Below are 15,781 nucleotides of genomic sequence, written 5' to 3'. Positions count from 1 at the left end.
TCAGCGGCCGGCCGCAGGGACCGGCACCCGCCGCATCAGGTCCTGGAGGACCTCGGCGGTGCTCCGGCGGGCGAGCTGGGTCTCGCCCGTGGGGATGACGCGGTGCGCCAGGACGTGGACGACGATGGCCTGGACGTCGTCGGGCAGCACGTGGTCCCGACCCTCGAGGGCGGCGTGGGCCCGGGCCGCGCGCAGCATGTGCAGCGTCGCGCGCGGTGAGGCGCCCAGCCGCAGGGCCGAGCTGGACCGGGTGGCCGAGGAGAGGTCGACGACGTACTGCTTGATGGCGTCGCTGGTGAACACGGAGCGGACCGCCTTGACCATGGCGGTGATCGTCGCGGCATCGGTGACCGGGCTGAGCGTCTCCAGCGGGGAGACCTGGCCGTGGCTGTCGAGCATGGCGACCTCGGCGCGGGACGAGGGGTACCCGAGGGAGATGCGGGCCATGAACCGGTCGCGCTGGGCCTCGGGGAGGGGGTAGGTGCCCTCCATCTCGATGGGGTTCTGCGTCGCCATGACGATGAACGGCTTCGGCAGGTCGTAGGTCTGGCCGTCGACGGTGACCTGGCCCTCCTCCATCGACTCGAGCAGGGCGGACTGGGTCTTCGGGGAGGCGCGGTTGATCTCGTCACCCACCACGACGTTGGCGAAGATCGCCCCCGGCCGGAACTCGAAGTCGCGCACGTCCTGGTTGAAGACGCTGACACCGGTGATGTCGCTGGGCAGCAGGTCGGGGGTGAACTGCACGCGCCGCACCGAGCAGTCGATGGTCTTCGCCAGCGTCTTGGCCAGCATCGTCTTGCCGACGCCCGGCACGTCCTCGAGGAGAAGGTGCCCCTCGGCGAGCAGCACGGTGATCGCCGTGTGCACCACGTCCGGCTTGCCCTCGATGACCGAGTTCATGGCCCGCGCGAGCCGCCCGGCCACCTCGGTCACCTGGCTCAGCGATGCGGGGGAGCCGGCCGGGAACGACAGCAGGCTCTCCGGTCCGGTGGCGGGTGAGCTGCCCGCCCCCTGCCGGCCGCCGGTGCCGAGCTGGTTCCCTGCGGAACCGCCCATCGACCCGTGGGGGCCCCCGCCCTGGTCCTCGTACCCACCCTGCACCGGCTGTCCTTCCGTCGATTCCGTCGGCGCCACGCTGCGCCCTGCGGATGGTCTCGATCTTTCCCCACATTGCCCCACCGGGACAGCAGGTATGCCGTCTCGTGACCTCACGGGGCTGGTTCGGGAACGCCCGGGCCCCCGTTTCGGTGCCCGGATCGTCCCCGAGGTTCCACTCACCGGTCATTCGTCGCCGAAAGCCGCGACGACGGGCCAATCAGGTGGTCCGGGACCGTCAAGGCGCACCACTTTCCACCACCAGTCTGACCTGCAGAAACAGCCGAAAGGATGAGGAAAACGTGCGGAAGTGGGTACCTGTGGGGGTGACGGTGGAGTAAAGTGGGGGAAACAAGAGGGCCGTGGGGTCCTGTGGTCGCAGTGAGGGGAGGGGTGCACCGTGTTCCTCGGGACGCACAGCCCCCGCCTCGACGAGAAGGGCCGCCTGTTCCTGCCCGCGAAGTTCCGTGAGCGGATGGCCAGCGGGCTGGTCGTCACCCGGGGCCAGGAGCGCTGCCTCTACGTCTTCCCCATGCAGGAGTTCGTCCGCGTCACCGAGCAGATGCAGTCGGCGCCGACGACCAGCAAGGCCGTCCGTGACTTCACCCGCGTCTTCCTCTCCGGGGCCTCGGACGAGGTCCCCGACAAGCAGGGTCGCGTGACCATCCCCGCCACCCTGCGCGCCTACGCCGGCCTGACCCGCGACTGCACCGTCATCGGCGCCGGGTCGCGGGTCGAGGTCTGGGACACCGACGCCTGGAACGCCTACCTCGAGAGCACCGAGCAGGGCTTCGCCGACCAGTCCGAGGAGGTGATCCCGGGCCTGCTGTGACGCACCCGCCGGGCACTCGTGCCCGCGGCCCCTGCAGCCAGGTCTCCAGCCGCTTCACATCCCGGGACGACTTCCCCCGTCCCGGGCCGCACGGAGCGGATGGGGACCTGACCGCAGGGTCCACCAGAGCAGGACCGGGCGCACCGCCCCACCCAGCACCACCGGCACCACCCCAGCAGGACCCGGACACCACCCCAAGCAGGACCCGAGCAGGACCCGAGCAGGAGCAGCGCGATGAACTCACGAGGAATGGCCGCCGACCGGCACATTCCCGTCCTGCGCGACCGCATCGTCGAGCTGCTCGCCCCCGCCCTCACCGAGCCCGGTGCCGTCTACCTCGACGGCACCCTCGGCATGGGCGGCCACGCCGAGGCGATCCTCGAGTCCTGCCCGCAGGCCCGCGTCGTCGGCATCGACCGCGACCGGGAGGCCCTCGCGCTCGCCGCGGAACGCCTCGACCGCTTCGCCGGCCGCACCACGTTCGTCCACGCCGTCTACGACGAGGTGCCGCGAGCGCTGGCCGAGGCCGGGGTCACCCACGTCGACGCCAGCCTCTACGACCTCGGTGTCTCCTCGTTGCAGCTCGACGAGACCGACCGCGGGTTCTCCTACAGCCAGGACGCGCCGCTCGACATGCGGATGGACCAGTCCACCGGGATCACAGCGGCCGAGGTGCTCAACACCTACTCGGCGGCCGACCTCGAGGGCATCCTGCGCGAGTTCGGCGAGGAGCGGTTCGCCAGGAAGGTGGCCGGCGCCATCGTGCGCGAGCGCGAGACGGAGCCGTTCACCACGTCCGGCCGCCTCGTCGACCTCCTCAAGAAGGCCGTGCCCGCCGCCTCCCAGAAGAGCGGGGGACACCCCGGCAAGCGGACCTTCCAGGCGCTGCGCATCGAGGTCAACGCCGAGCTGTCCGTCTGGACCCGGGCGCTGCCGCGCGTCATCGACGCCCTCGGCGTCGGCGGCCGGGTCGCCGTCCTGTCCTACCACTCGCTCGAGGACCGCATCACCAAGCGCGTGCTGGCGCAGGGAGCCAAGGGGAGCAGCCCGGAGGGCCTGCCCGTCGAGCTCCCCGAGCACGCGGCATACCTGCGGCTGCTCACGCGTGGCGCCGAGGAGGCGCCCGCCGACGAGCAGGCCGCCAACCCCCGATCTGCCTCGGTGCGCCTGCGGGCCGCCGAACGCACCCGACTTTCCACTGCAACGAAGGGAACCCACCGATGAGCCAGCAGACTGCGACGGCGAGGGTCGCATCTCGGGCACCACTGCGGCGGCAGGTGTCGCCCCAGCCGCTGCGGGTCGTGCCGGCGGCGATCGGCCAGCCGGGCAACGGCGTGTTCGCGGCGCTGTGCATGACCCTGCTCGTGGCCGGCCTGGTCGCCCTCCTCATGCTCAACACCGCCATGGCGGAGGGGTCGTTCACCCTGCACCGTCTCCAGGCGACCTCCGGTGAGCTCACCGACACCCAGCAGGCCCTCACCCAGGCGATCGACGCCCAGCGCAGCCCGGCCAACCTCGCGGCGCGGGCCGCCAAGCTGGGGATGGTGCCGGCCGACTCGGCCGCGTTCCTGCGCCTCAGCGACGGGAAGGTCCTCGGCGTGGCGAGCCCGGCCAAGAAGCAGGTCGGCTTTACCGTGGTCACGGCTCCGGAGGCGACGTCCGCATCGTCCGCCGCGGCGAAGAGCACGGGGCCGAAGACCACCGTCAGCACGAAGGGGGACGTGACGACGACGACCGAGAAGGTCACCAAGCCGGACGGGTCGCTCGTCACCACGGTGACCAGCGTCGACGCGAAGACGAAGACGACCACCAGCACCAGCACCACCACCCCGGCGAAGAAGGCGACCACGACGCCGACGCCCGCCACCCCGAAGCCCTGATCGAAGCCCCGATCGAAGCCCCGACCAGACCCTGATCAAGCCCTGACCCAGACACGAGGTACCCAGTGACGCAGACCCGAGGCACTCGCCCCGGAGCCCCGCGCCCTCGTCCTGCGAACGGTGAAGCACCCCGCCGACGTCCGGCACCCGGCGCCGCCGCGGGCAAGGAGCGGGCGACCTCGACCAAGGCCGGCCGTCCCGCAGCGGGCGGCACCCGCGCCCGGTCCGAGGCGGCCCCCGGTCGACCGGTGCCCCGCAAGCGCCCGGTGGCACCCCAGCGCCCCGCCTCACCGCCGCGTCGCCCCCTGGGCCGTTCGGTCAGCCTCGACGGGTCGAACCCCCGTCGACGGATGCGGTCGATGACGGTGGCGATCCTGTTCGTCTTCAGCATCTTCGGGGCCCAGCTGCTGCGGCTGCAGGGGTTCGACGCCTCGGCGGTCTCGGCCGACGCCCAGACCAACCGCACGGCCACGGTGGCCCTGCCTGCCATGCGCGGGAGCATCGTCGACCGCAACGGCACCATCCTCGCCTCGAGCATCGAGCGCCGGACGGTCACGGTCGACCAGACCGCCGTGCCGAAGTACATCAAGTCGGTCAACGGCGTCCGCGCCACCGTCGGCGTCGCCGGGGCCGCTCAGGACCTCTCCCCGCTGCTCGGGGTGCCCGTCGACCAGCTCGTCACCGAGCTGACCGGCACCTCGCGCTACCGCGTGCTGGCCAAGAACATCACGCCCCTGAACTGGCGCAAGATCTCCGAGCTCGGCATCAACGGCATCTACTCCGAGGCGACCTCGGACCGCAACTACCCGACGTCGACCGCGGCCGCGTCCCTCGTGGGCTTCGTGCAGTCCGACGGTTCCGCCGGTGGTGGGCTCGAGGTGCTGATGAACTCCACGCTCAAGGGCAAGGCCGGTCGGACGATCTTCGAGCAGTCCCAGGACGGCCGCGCCATCCCGAACGCCCGGTCCGAGACCACCGAGCCGGTCCCCGGCAAGGACGTCAAGCTCACCATCGACTCCGACCTGCAGTGGTTCGCGCAGAACGCGGTGGCGCAGAAGGTGATCGAGACCAAGGCGCTGTCCGGCACGGTCGTCGTGCAGAACGTCAAGACGGGGGAGCTGCTGGCAGTCGCGTCCTACCCGACGTTCGACCCGAACCAGCCGGGTCAGGACCCGGAGAACTGGACCAACAAGGCGTTCAACGACGTCTACGAGCCCGGCTCGACCGGCAAGGTCATCACGGCGGCGGCGGCGCTCGAGGAGGGGGCCGTGACCCCGTCGGAGGTGGTCGAGGTCCCCAACCGGATCCACCGCTCCGGCACGGAGTTCAAGGACAGCCACGACCACCCGACGGAGTACCTCACCTTCGCGGGCGTCCTGGCCCAGTCCAGCAACATCGGCACCATCCTCGCCGGGGAGAAGGTCAAGGCCTCGACGATGTACTCCTACTTCAAGAAGTTCGGCCTCGGGTCGACCTCGGGCATGGGCTTCCCGGGTGAGGGCCCCGGCCTGCTGACCGACTACAAGGACTGGAGCGGCTCGCAGCGCTACACCGTGCTCTTCGGCCAGGGCCTGTCCGTCAACGCCCTCCAGGCCGCCGGCGTCTTCCAGACCATCGCCAACGACGGGGTCCGCATCCCCCCGCGCATCGTCGCCGCCACAAGCGACGGGCACGGCACGTTCACGCCGGTCGCGAAGGCCAAGGGCGTCAAGGTGGTCTCCGCGGAGACGGCGAAGAAGGTCCGCGACATGCTCGAGGGCGTCGTCGGCAAGGAGGGGACCGCACCCGAGGCGAAGATCCCCGGCTACCGCGTCGCGGGCAAGACGGGTACGGCCGACCGGTACGACGCCAAGGTGGGTGGCTACTCGGGCAAGACGGCGAGCTTCATCGGCTTCGCCCCCGCCGACGACCCCGAGATCGTCGTCGCCGTGACGCTGCAGCGGCCGATCAAGGGCTACTTCGGCGGTGTCGTCGCGGGTCCGGTGTTCAAGGACGTCATGACCTACGCCCTCCAGGAGCTCCAGATCCCGCCGACCGGCACGAAGTCGCCGACGGTGAAGGTCAAGGCCGACCAGACCCCCGACCCGTCCGACGCCACGGTGCTGCGGGACCGGGGCTCTGACGCAGCCCGGTCACGGCCCTGACGGTAGGCTCGCTGTCCGTGCCTTCCCCCCGTCCGGCGTCCCTGCACGCCACCCCGATCTCTGCCGTGGCCGCCCTCGTCGGGGGCACCGTCAGCGGTGAGGATGTCGTCGTGACCGGGGTCACCCTCGCCTCCCAGGACGTCGTGCCCGGCGACCTCTACGCCGCCCTCCCCGGTGCCAACGCCCACGGTGCCCGGTATGCCGCCGGGGCGCTGGAGGCCGGTGCCGTCGCCGTCCTGACGGACGCGGCGGGGGTCGCGGTGCTCGCGGCCGACGGGCTGGACGTCCCGACCGTCCTCGTCGAAGGACCCCGCAGCGTCGTCGGCGCCGTCGCCCGGACGCTCTACGGCACGGCGGACCTCGGGTTGCGGCTCTACGGCGTGACCGGCACCAACGGCAAGACGACCACCGCCTACCTGATGGACTCCGCACTCACCGCCCTGGGCCAGACCACCGGCCTGATCGGCACGGTCGAGACCCGCATCGGTGAGGAGCGGCTGCGCAGCATGCGGACGACCCCCGAGGCCACCGTCCTGCACGCCCTGCTGGCGGTGATGCGGGAGCGGTCGGTCGACTCCTGCGTGATGGAGGTGTCGAGCCACGCCCTGACCCAGCACCGGGTCGACGGCGTCGTCTACGACGTGGCGTTGTTCACCAACCTCTCGCAGGACCACCTCGACTTCCACCCGACGATGCGGGACTACTTCCTCGCCAAGGCCTCGCTGTTCACTCCGGAACGGGCACGGCGCGGGATCGTCTGCGTGGACGACGAGTGGGGACGCGAGCTCGCGACGATCGCCACCGTGCCCGTCACGACGATGACCTCGTTGCCGGACGTCGACGCCGACTGGCACCTCGTGACGGCCGCCGACACCTCGTCCGGGCACGACCCGGCGGACTTCACGTTGTCGGACGGCACCACCACCCTGCGGCTGCGCTCGGCCCTGCCGGGGGACTTCAACCGGGTCAACACCGCGATGGCCGCCCTCGCCCTGCTCGACTCGGGGTTGGCGGCCGAGGAGGTCGAGCGCGCCCTGCGCAGCGACCCGCACGTGCCCGGCCGGATGGAGAAGGTGTCGCTGCCCGAGGGCACGGGGGGTGCCGGGGCCGCCGACGACCCGTCGCTGCCGCTGGTCGTCGTGGACTACGCCCACACCCCCGACGCGGTCGCCGCGGCGCTCAAGGCCCTGCGGCCGCAGACCTCCGGTGCCCTCGTCGTCGTCCTCGGCGCCGGTGGCGACCGCGACCGCGGCAAGCGCGCCGCCATGGGGCGGGCAGCGGCCCTCGGTGCCGACGTGGTCGTGGTCACGGACGACAACCCGCGCTCCGAGGACCCTGCGGTGATCCGCGCCGCCGTGCTCGCCGGCGCGCGTGGGGCCGCCTCGGCCGGCGGCACCGACGACCTGCACGACGTCGACGGACGGGCCGCTGCCATCGAGCAGGCCGTCCGGGCCGCGCACGACCGGGGGCCCGGCAGCGTGGTCGCCGTCGTGGGCAAGGGCCACGAGACCGGCCAGGACGTCGCCGGCACCATCCACCCGTTCGACGACCGCGAAGAGGTGGCCCGCGCCCTGCGCGCCGTCGCCACCGGCACGAGAGGTACGCAGTGATCCCGTTGTCCCTGGCGGAGATCGCCACCATCACCGGTGGGCGGCTCCACGGCATACCGGAGGACGAGGCGGCGCGCCTCGTCGTCGACGGCCCCGTCGTCACCGACTCCCGGGAAGCGGGAGCCGGTGGCCTCTACATCGCCCGCGTCGGCGAGCAGATGGACGGCCACCAGTTCGTCGGCCCGACAGCGGCGCTCGGCGCCGTCGCCGCCATGACCACCCGCGAGGTGGACGAGCTCCCGTGCGTCGTCGTCGGCGACATCCAGGCGGGGTTGGCCTCCCTGGCCCGCGCCGTCGTCGACCGCCACCCCGACCTCACCGTCATCGGCATCACGGGGTCGTCCGGCAAGACGTCGACCAAGGACCTCCTGGCGAGCGTCCTGTCGTCCGTGGCGCCGACCGTCGCCCCGGTGGGTTCGCTCAACTCCGAGGTCGGTGTCCCGCTCACGGTCTTCCGCGTCACGCCGCAGACCCGCTACCTCGTCGTGGAGATGGGCGCCCGGGGGATCGGGCACATCGAGTACCTCACGACGATCGCCCCGCCCCGGATCGGGATCGAGCTCAACGTCGGCACCGCCCACGTGGGGGAGTTCGGCTCCCGTGAGGCGATCGCCGTGGCCAAGGCCGAGCTGGTCGCCGCCCTGCCCGACGACGGGCTCGCGGTGCTCAACGCCGACGACGCGGTCGTCCGCGCGATGGCCGGCCGGACCGCTGCCCGGGTGCAGCTCGTCGGGACCGCCCCGGACGCCACCGTCCGCGCCGAGGACATCGTGCTCGACGCCTCCGGTCGACCCACCTTCCGACTGCTCACGCCCGCCGGCGAGGCGCCGGTGACGTTGCCGTTGCACGGCGAGCACCACGTCGGCAACGCCCTGGCCGTCGTCGCCGCCGCGCTCGAGTGCGGACTGCCGCTGGAGTCGGTCGTCGAGGCACTGGCCTCCGCCACCCCGGCCTCGCGCTGGCGGATGGAGGTCGTCGAACGACCCGACGGCGTCACGGTGGTCAACGACGCGTACAACGCCAACCCCGACTCGATGCGCGCGGCCCTCAAGGCGCTCGCCGCGATGGGCCGGGACGCGCAGGGCCGCGAGCGTCGCACCTGGGCCGTGCTCGGCTCGATGCTCGAGCTGGGGGAGGAGTCCACCATCGAGCACGACGCCATCGGCCGGCTCGCCGTGCGGCTCAACATCTCCCGGCTCGTCGTCGTCGGCGACGTCGCCCGGCCGATGGCCAGCGGCGCGCAGCACGAGGGGTCGTGGGGCGAGGAGGCGGTCTGGGTGCCCGACGCCGACGCGGCGTACGACCTGCTCGTCGAGAATTGTCGCCCCGGTGACGTCGTGTTGTTCAAGTCGAGCCGTGACGCCGGACTACGGTGGCTCGGAGACAAGGTGGCTGCCCTCGGCGCCCCCGAGGCCGGCCCGCAGGGTGCCCAGACCAGCGAGGAGGACGCGACGTGAAGGCGGTCCTGATCGCTGCCGTCGTCTCCCTCGTGGGCGCCCTGTTCGGCACGCCGATGTTCATCAAGTACCTGGTCAAGCAGGGCTACGGCCAGTTCATCCGCGACGACGGCCCGACCTCGCACCACACCAAGCGCGGCACGCCCACCATGGGTGGCGCGGTGATCATCGGGTCGGCGATCGCGGCCTACGCGCTGGCGCACCTCGTCACGGGCACCCCGGTGACGTGGAGCGGCGTGCTGGTGCTGTTCCTCATGGCCGGGCTCGGGCTGGTCGGGTTCCTCGACGACTACATCAAGATCTCCAAGCAGCGCAGCCTCGGCCTGCGGTCGCGCGAGAAGCTCGCCGGGCAGACCCTCGTGGCGGTCGTGTTCGCCGTCCTGGCCCTGCAGTTCCCCAACAGCAAGCACCGGACGCCGGCGTCGACGTACATCTCGTTCGTCCGTGACACCCCCGTCAACCTCGCGTTCGCGGGGACCCTCGTCGGGCTAATCCTGTTCGTCATCTGGGCCAACCTGATGATCGCCGGCACGTCCAACGGGGTGAACCTCACCGACGGCCTCGACGGACTCGCCACCGGTGCGTCGGTGATGGTGTTCGCGGCATACGTCCTCATCGGCATCTGGCAGGGCAACCAGAACTGCCAGATCACGCCCGGCCTCAAGTGCTACGAGGTCCGCGACTCCCGCGACCTGGCGGTCGTCGCCGCGGCCTGCATGGGCGCCTGCTTCGGCTTCCTGTGGTGGAACGCCTCACCCGCCAAGATCTTCATGGGGGACACCGGTTCGCTGGCCCTCGGTGGCGCGCTCGCCGGCCTCGCGATCACGACCCGCACCGAGCTGCTCATCATCATCCTGGGCGGCCTGTTCGTCACGATCACGCTGTCCGTCATCATCCAGGTCGGGTCCTTCAAGATGACCGGCAAGCGCGTCTTCCGGATGGCGCCGCTGCAGCACCACTTCGAGCTGCTCGGGTGGAACGAGGTCACCATCGTCATCCGGTTCTGGATCATCGCGGGACTGTTCGTGGCCCTGGGCCTCGGACTCTTCTACGCCGAGTGGGTCGTCGGGGCGCAGTGACCCCGGCAGCACCGGCCACCTGACCACCGGCCACCCGAACACCGGCCACCCGAACACCGGTACCGGACAGCAGCACCAGACAGCAGCACCAGCAGTGAGGAAGCACCAGCAGTGAGCAGCACACCGGTCGGCGGACGACTCGACGGGTTGACCAACGGCAGCGCCGACTGGAGCGGCCTGCGGGTCGTGGTCACCGGGCTCGGGGTGAGTGGCTTCGCCGCCGCGGACGCCCTGCACGAGCGGGGCGCGCACGTGGTCGCCGTCGACGGGGGAGACCCCGAGACGAACACCCGGCTGGGGGAGCGGGCGCGCATCCTCGACATCCTCGGCGTCGACGTCCGGCTCGGGCCCGAGCACGTGGCCGGTATGCCGCAGGGCCACGCCGCCGACCTCGTCGTCACCTCCCCGGGCTGGCGGCCGGACCAGCCCCTGCTCGTCGAGGCCGCGGCCGCCGGCGTGCCGGTGTGGGGCGAGGTCGAGCTGGCCTGGCGGATGCGCGCCGCCGTCGGTCCGGCGCCCTGGCTGACGATCACCGGAACCAACGGCAAGACCACCACCGTGACCATGCTGGCCGAGATGCTGCGCGCGGCCGGCCTGCGCGCCACCGCCGCCGGCAACGTCGGGACCCCGATCCTCGAGGCGGTCCTGCACCCCGAGCCCTACGACGTCATCGCGGTCGAGCTCTCGAGCTACCAGCTGCACTGGTCCGACTCCCTCGCCCCGCACGCCTCGGCCTGCCTCAACGTCGCGCCCGACCACGTCGACTGGCACGGGTCGTTCGAGGAGTACGCCGCCGCCAAGGGCAAGGTCTACGCGAACACCAAGGTCGCCTGCGTCTACAACGTCCAGGACCCCGCCACCGAGCGGCTCGTCATGGAGGCCGAGGTCCAGGAAGGGTGCCGCGCGATCGGGTTCACCCTCGGGATGCCCGCCCTCTCGATGGTCGGGGTGGTCGACGACATCCTCGCCGACCGGGCCTTCGTCGAGGAGCGCAAGACCTCCGCCGCCGAGCTCGCCACGCTCGACGACGTCCGAGGCAGTGCCGCGACGCTGGCCCCGCACAACCTCGCGAACGCGCTCGCCGCCGCGGCGCTGGCCCGTGCCTACGGCGTCCCGCCCGCCGCGGTCCGTGACGGCCTGCGGGCCTTCCGTCCCGAGCCGCACCGCATCGCCGACTGCGGCGAGGTCGACGGCGTGCGGTACGTCGACGACTCCAAGGCCACGAACCCCCACGCAGCGCTGGCGTCGCTGCTGTCGTTCGAGCACGTGGTGTGGGTCGCCGGTGGCCTGCTCAAGGGCGCCGACGTCGACGAGCTCGTCCGCGAGGCGGCTCCCCGGCTGCGGGCCGTCGTCCTGCTCGGGGCGGACCGCGCGACCCTCGCCGAGGCGCTCACCCGACACGCGCCGGATGTCCCCGTGGTCGACGTGTCGAGCACGGACACTGGTGCCATGGATGTCGTCGTCGAGCACGCCGCCGGGCTCGCCCGCAGCGGTGACGTGGTGCTCCTCGCACCCGCAGCCGCGTCGATGGACATGTTCACCGACTACGGCGCACGGGGCGACGCCTTCGCCGCCGCGGTGGCCCGCCGGGCCAGCGACGGCGCGACCGGCTCCGGCCGGACGGACCCGACCGACCCGCAGGGGGACCAGGCGTGAGCAGCGTGACCGCCGCGCCCGCCTCGAAGCCGCGGGCCCGCGGTGGTGCCTCGCGTGACGAGCCCACCAAGGTCAGCACCTGGCTCCAGCGCCTCGACTCTCCCGTGACGAGCTACTACGTCCTGCTCTCCGTGGCCGTCGTCCTCGTGGTCATCGGCCTGATCATGGTGCTGTCCGCCTCGTCGGTGAAGTCGCTGGTGCAGACCGACAACGCCACGCCCTACGTCTACTTCCGCAAGCAGCTGCAGTTCGCCGTCCTCGGCGGGATCGCCATGGCCGTCGCCGCGCACGTGCCGATCCGCACGTGGAAGGCGTTGTCGGTCCCGATCCTCGTGGGCGCGCTGTTCCTGCAGGTCCTCGTCTTCACCCCGCTCGGCGTCTCCGTCAACGGCAACCGCAACTGGCTGGGTGTCGGCCCGATCTCGCTGCAGCCCTCGGAGTTCGCGAAGGTGGGCCTCGTCCTGGTGGGCGCCGCCGTGCTGTCCGCGAAGCGTCGCTCCCTCGGCCGGCTGCGGCACGTCCTCGTGCCCTTCCTCGTGCCCGTGGCCGCCGCGACCATCGGCCTGGTCCTGCTGGGCCACGACCTCGGCACCGTGATGGTCATGGGGGGCATCGTCGCCGCCCTGCTCTTCGCCGCGGGGGTGCCGCGGCGCCTGTTCGTCTGGGGGCTCACCGCCTTCACCACGCTCGCCGTCCTCATGGTCGTGACCAGCCCCAACCGACTCGCCCGATTCGACGTGTGGCTGGGCAAGGACACCGACCCGTACGGCGCGGCCCGGCAGCCGCTGCACGGCCGGTACGCCCTCGCCGACGGCGGGTGGTGGGGCGTCGGCCTCGGCGCCTCGCGCGAGAAGTGGTCGTGGCTCCCCGAGGCGCACAACGACTTCATCTTCGCCATCCTCGGCGAGGAGCTGGGTCTCCCCGGCACCCTCGTGATGCTCGGTCTCTTCTGCGCCCTCACCCTGGTCTGCTACCGGATCGTGCTGCGCAGCAAGGACATGTTCGTGCGCATCGCGACCGCCGGGGTCATGGCGTGGATCGTCTGCCAGGCCATCATCAACATCGGAGCCGTGATCGGGCTGCTGCCCGTCATCGGTGTCCCGCTCCCGCTCGTCTCCTACGGTGGTTCCTCCCTCATGACGACCATGTTCGCCCTCGGCATGCTGCTGTCGTTCGCCCGACAGGAGCCCGGCTGCTCCGAGGCCCTGTCGGCGAAGCCGTCGGTCGTCAAGCGGTCCCTCGCGGTGCTCCCGGGGCGGCGGAATCGCTGATGACTGCTGACACCCCCACGTCGGTCCTGCTGGCCGGTGGCGGGACGGCCGGCCATGTCTCGCCGCTGCTCGCCCTCGCCGACTGCCTGCGCCGCCGCGACCCCGACATCCTCGTGACGGCCCTCGGGACCGAGACCGGGTTGGAGAGCCGCCTGGTGCCCGAGCGCGGGTACCCACTGCTGACCGTCCCCAAGGTGCCGCTGCCGCGCCGCCCCTCCGCCGACCTGTTCCGCCTGCCCACCAGCCTGCGCACCGCGGTGGCCGCCGCCGAGCGGGCCATCGACCAGACGCAGGCCCAGGTCGTCGTGGGGTTCGGCGGGTACGTCTCCACGCCCGCGTACATCGCCGCCCGCCGCCGCGGCATACCGGTCGTCATCCACGAGCAGAACGCGCGTCCCGGCCTGGCCAACCGGCTGGGGGCACGCATCACGCGGTACGTCGCCACGACGTTCGCGAGCACCTCGCTGCCCCACGCCACCCCGATCGGCATGCCCCTGCGCCGCGAGATCAGCCAGCTGGACCGGGTCGCGTCGCGCGCCGAGGGCCTCGCGCACTTCGGCCTCGAGGACCACTGGCCGACCCTGCTCGTCACGGGTGGCTCCCTGGGCGCCCAGCGGCTCAACTCCGCGTTCCAGGCCCGCGCGGGTGTCCTGCGCGGCGCCGGGGTGCAGGTCCTGCACCTCACCGGTGCGGGCAAGGAGTTCGTGCCCGAGGTCGAGGGCCCGGGTGCGCCGTACGTCACCGTCCCCTACGCCGACCGGATGGACCTGGCGTATGCCGCGGCCGACCTCGTCGTCGCGCGGGCCGGGGCCAACACCGTCTGCGAGCTCACCGCTGTGGGGTTGCCCGCGGTCTACGTCCCGCTGCCGATCGGCAACGGCGAGCAGCGGTTCAACGCCGCCGACGTCGTGGCCGCCGGGGGTGGAGTCATCGTGGACGACGCGGCCATGGGACCCGACTGGATCGACACCACCCTGTTGCCGCTGGTCGTCGACCGCGACCGACTCGACGCGATGGCTGAGGCGTCCGCGGCCTCCGGCTCGCGGGGCGCCGACGAGGCGCTGGCCGACCTCGTGGTCCGCGCCTTCCGCGAGTCCGGGAACGGTGTGGCAGGGGGCGACCGGTGAACGGCGCCAACGAGCGGTTCGACTTCACCGACGCGGTCCCTCCGCTGGAGGAGCTCGGCGCCGTGCACTTCATCGCCATCGGGGGAGCGGGCATGTCCGGGGTGGCCCGGGTGATGCTCGCCCGCGGGTGCAGGGTCTCGGGGTCGGACGCCAAGGAGTCGCCGGTCCTGGCCGCCCTGCAGGCCGAGGGCGCGACCGTGCACGTCGGCCATGCGGAGTCCCACCTCGACGGGGTCCAGACCGTCGTCATCTCCTCGGCCATCCGGGAGAACAACATCGAGCTCTCGGCGGCCCGCGCCCGGGGGCTGCGGGTGCTGCACCGTTCCCAGGCGCTGGCCAGCACCATGGCCGGCTCGCGGCGGGTCGCCGTCGCCGGCGCCAACGGCAAGACGACGACCACGTCGATGCTCACGGTCGCGCTGCAGCACTGCGGGATCGACCCGTCGTTCGCCGCCGGGGGAGAGCTGGCCAAGCACGGCACCAACGCCCACTGGGGGACCGGTGACGTCTTCGTGGCCGAGGCCGACGAGAGCGACGGTTCGTTCCTCGTCTACCGCCCCGAGGTCGGCGTCGTCACCAACGTCCAGCCGGACCACCTCGACTTCTACGGGACGTTCGAGCGCGTGCAGGAGGCGTATGCCGCGTTCGCCGCGTCCATCGAACCCGACGGGCTGCTCGTGGCGTGCCACGACGACGCGGGCTCCCGATCGCTGGCCGAGGAGGCCCGCGCCTCCGGCGCCCGGGTGCTGACCTACGGCTTCTCGACCGACGCCGACGTCGTGCTCCGGGACGAGGTGTCCCGGGGGCTGATGAGCCGGGTCACCGTCACCGGGCCCGACGGCACGGACCGCGCCCTGCGCATCAACATCCCCGGACGGCACAACCTGCTCAACGCCGCTGCGGCCTACACCGTGGCCGTGGAGGGTCTGGCTCAGGAGCCGACCCGGGTCCTGGACGGCTTGTTCGGGTTCACGGGGACGCGTCGGCGGTTCGAGCTCAAGGGCTCGGCAGCGGGGGTGACCGTGGTCGACGACTATGCCCACAACCCCGGCAAGGTCGCCGCCGTCGTCAGCACCGCAGCCGCCCTGGTCGGTGACCGGGGGCGGCTCGTCGTGGTCTTCCAACCACACCTCTACTCACGGACCCGGGACTTCGCGGCGGCCTTCGCGCAGGCGCTCGTGCCGGCCGACGTGGTCCTGCTCATGGAGATCTACGGAGCCCGTGAGGACCCCGTGCCCGGGGTGTCCTCGGCCCTGGTCGCCGACGCCCTCACCGCGCTCGACGCGTCGGCGGACGTCAGGGTCGTCCCGTCGTGGTCGGCCGTCGCCGACACCGTCGCCGAGCTGGTTGCCGAGGGCGACCTGGTCCTCACCGTCGGTGCCGGCGACGTCACCATGATCGGCCCGGAGATCCTGCGGGCCCTCGGACGACCGTGAGCCGGCCGTCCGACACCCCGGGGTCCGAGCGGACTGCCCGGCCCGCCGGCGCACCGCGCACCGGGGGAATGTCCCGCCCGTCACAGCCCCGGTCGGGGTCGCCGCGCCCCTCGTCGCAGGACCGGGCCGGCCGGTCCGCCTCCGGGACCAGGCCCGGCGCGGCGCCGAAGGCCTCCACCCCGAGGGCTTCT

Annotated in this window: 12 protein-coding genes; 11 read left to right on the top strand and 1 reads right to left on the bottom strand. The window is 72.2% G+C overall.

The window, feature by feature from the left end; all coding sequences use genetic code 11:
- Entirely contained in the window at window positions 1-1,104 is a 1,104-nt protein-coding gene (locus ASC58_RS00915) for a MoxR family ATPase (protein WP_235529038.1), read from the bottom strand.
- A 394-nt stretch (window positions 1,105-1,498) separates the two neighbouring features.
- Between ASC58_RS00915 and mraZ the strand changes: the two genes are divergently transcribed.
- The 11 genes from mraZ (at window position 1,499) to murC (ending at window position 15,590) form a co-directional block, all read left to right on the top strand.
- Window positions 1,499-1,930 carry a division/cell wall cluster transcriptional repressor MraZ gene (gene mraZ / locus ASC58_RS00910; protein ID WP_056914965.1) on the top strand — a complete coding sequence of 144 codons (432 nt, stop codon included), beginning with the start codon at window positions 1,499-1,501 and terminating at the stop codon, window positions 1,928-1,930.
- Between the two features lie 234 nt (window positions 1,931-2,164).
- A complete protein-coding gene (gene rsmH, locus ASC58_RS00905; RefSeq protein WP_056918103.1) occupies window positions 2,165-3,154 on the top strand; it encodes a 16S rRNA (cytosine(1402)-N(4))-methyltransferase RsmH in 990 nt (329 codons plus the stop codon).
- A complete protein-coding gene (locus tag ASC58_RS00900) occupies window positions 3,151-3,810 on the top strand; it encodes a hypothetical protein (RefSeq protein ID WP_157598315.1) in 660 nt (219 codons plus the stop codon). Before rsmH ends, ASC58_RS00900 begins: the two co-directional genes overlap by 4 nt.
- 65 nt (window positions 3,811-3,875) lie before the next feature.
- Window positions 3,876-5,954: a penicillin-binding protein 2 gene (locus ASC58_RS00895; protein ID WP_235529037.1), complete on the top strand. Its 2,079-nt coding sequence runs from the start codon at window positions 3,876-3,878 to the stop codon at window positions 5,952-5,954.
- A gap of 17 nt (window positions 5,955-5,971) precedes the next feature.
- Window positions 5,972-7,564 (top strand): UDP-N-acetylmuramoyl-L-alanyl-D-glutamate--2,6-diaminopimelate ligase, encoded by a 1,593-nt coding sequence (locus ASC58_RS00890; RefSeq protein WP_056918100.1) that lies wholly within the window; start codon window positions 5,972-5,974, stop codon window positions 7,562-7,564.
- Window positions 7,561-9,021 carry a UDP-N-acetylmuramoyl-tripeptide--D-alanyl-D-alanine ligase gene (gene murF, locus ASC58_RS00885; RefSeq protein WP_056918099.1) on the top strand — a complete coding sequence of 487 codons (1,461 nt, stop codon included), beginning with the start codon at window positions 7,561-7,563 and terminating at the stop codon, window positions 9,019-9,021. Before ASC58_RS00890 ends, murF begins: the two co-directional genes overlap by 4 nt.
- A complete protein-coding gene (mraY, locus tag ASC58_RS00880) occupies window positions 9,018-10,100 on the top strand; it encodes a phospho-N-acetylmuramoyl-pentapeptide-transferase (protein ID WP_056914959.1) in 1,083 nt (360 codons plus the stop codon). The genes murF and mraY overlap by 4 nt, the downstream gene beginning before the upstream one ends.
- Window positions 10,101-10,211: 111 nt before the next feature.
- Window positions 10,212-11,756: a UDP-N-acetylmuramoyl-L-alanine--D-glutamate ligase gene (murD, locus tag ASC58_RS00875; RefSeq protein WP_056918098.1), complete on the top strand. Its 1,545-nt coding sequence runs from the start codon at window positions 10,212-10,214 to the stop codon at window positions 11,754-11,756.
- Window positions 11,753-13,027 (top strand): putative lipid II flippase FtsW, encoded by a 1,275-nt coding sequence (gene ftsW, locus ASC58_RS00870; RefSeq protein WP_082552817.1) that lies wholly within the window; start codon window positions 11,753-11,755, stop codon window positions 13,025-13,027. The genes murD and ftsW overlap by 4 nt, the downstream gene beginning before the upstream one ends.
- Window positions 13,027-14,154 carry an undecaprenyldiphospho-muramoylpentapeptide beta-N-acetylglucosaminyltransferase gene (gene murG / locus ASC58_RS00865; protein ID WP_056914957.1) on the top strand — a complete coding sequence of 376 codons (1,128 nt, stop codon included), beginning with the start codon at window positions 13,027-13,029 and terminating at the stop codon, window positions 14,152-14,154. Before ftsW ends, murG begins: the two co-directional genes overlap by 1 nt.
- Entirely contained in the window at window positions 14,151-15,590 is a 1,440-nt protein-coding gene (gene murC / locus ASC58_RS00860; protein ID WP_056918097.1) for a UDP-N-acetylmuramate--L-alanine ligase, read from the top strand. The genes murG and murC overlap by 4 nt, the downstream gene beginning before the upstream one ends.
- Window positions 15,591-15,781 lie beyond the last annotated feature (191 nt).

Origin of the sequence: Phycicoccus sp. Root101, assembly GCF_001426245.1 — a bacterium.
Lineage (GTDB): Bacteria > Actinomycetota > Actinomycetes > Actinomycetales > Dermatophilaceae > Pedococcus.
The sequence above is the reverse complement of the archived record's forward strand: the minus strand, read 5'-3'. Positions and strand labels throughout refer to the sequence as shown.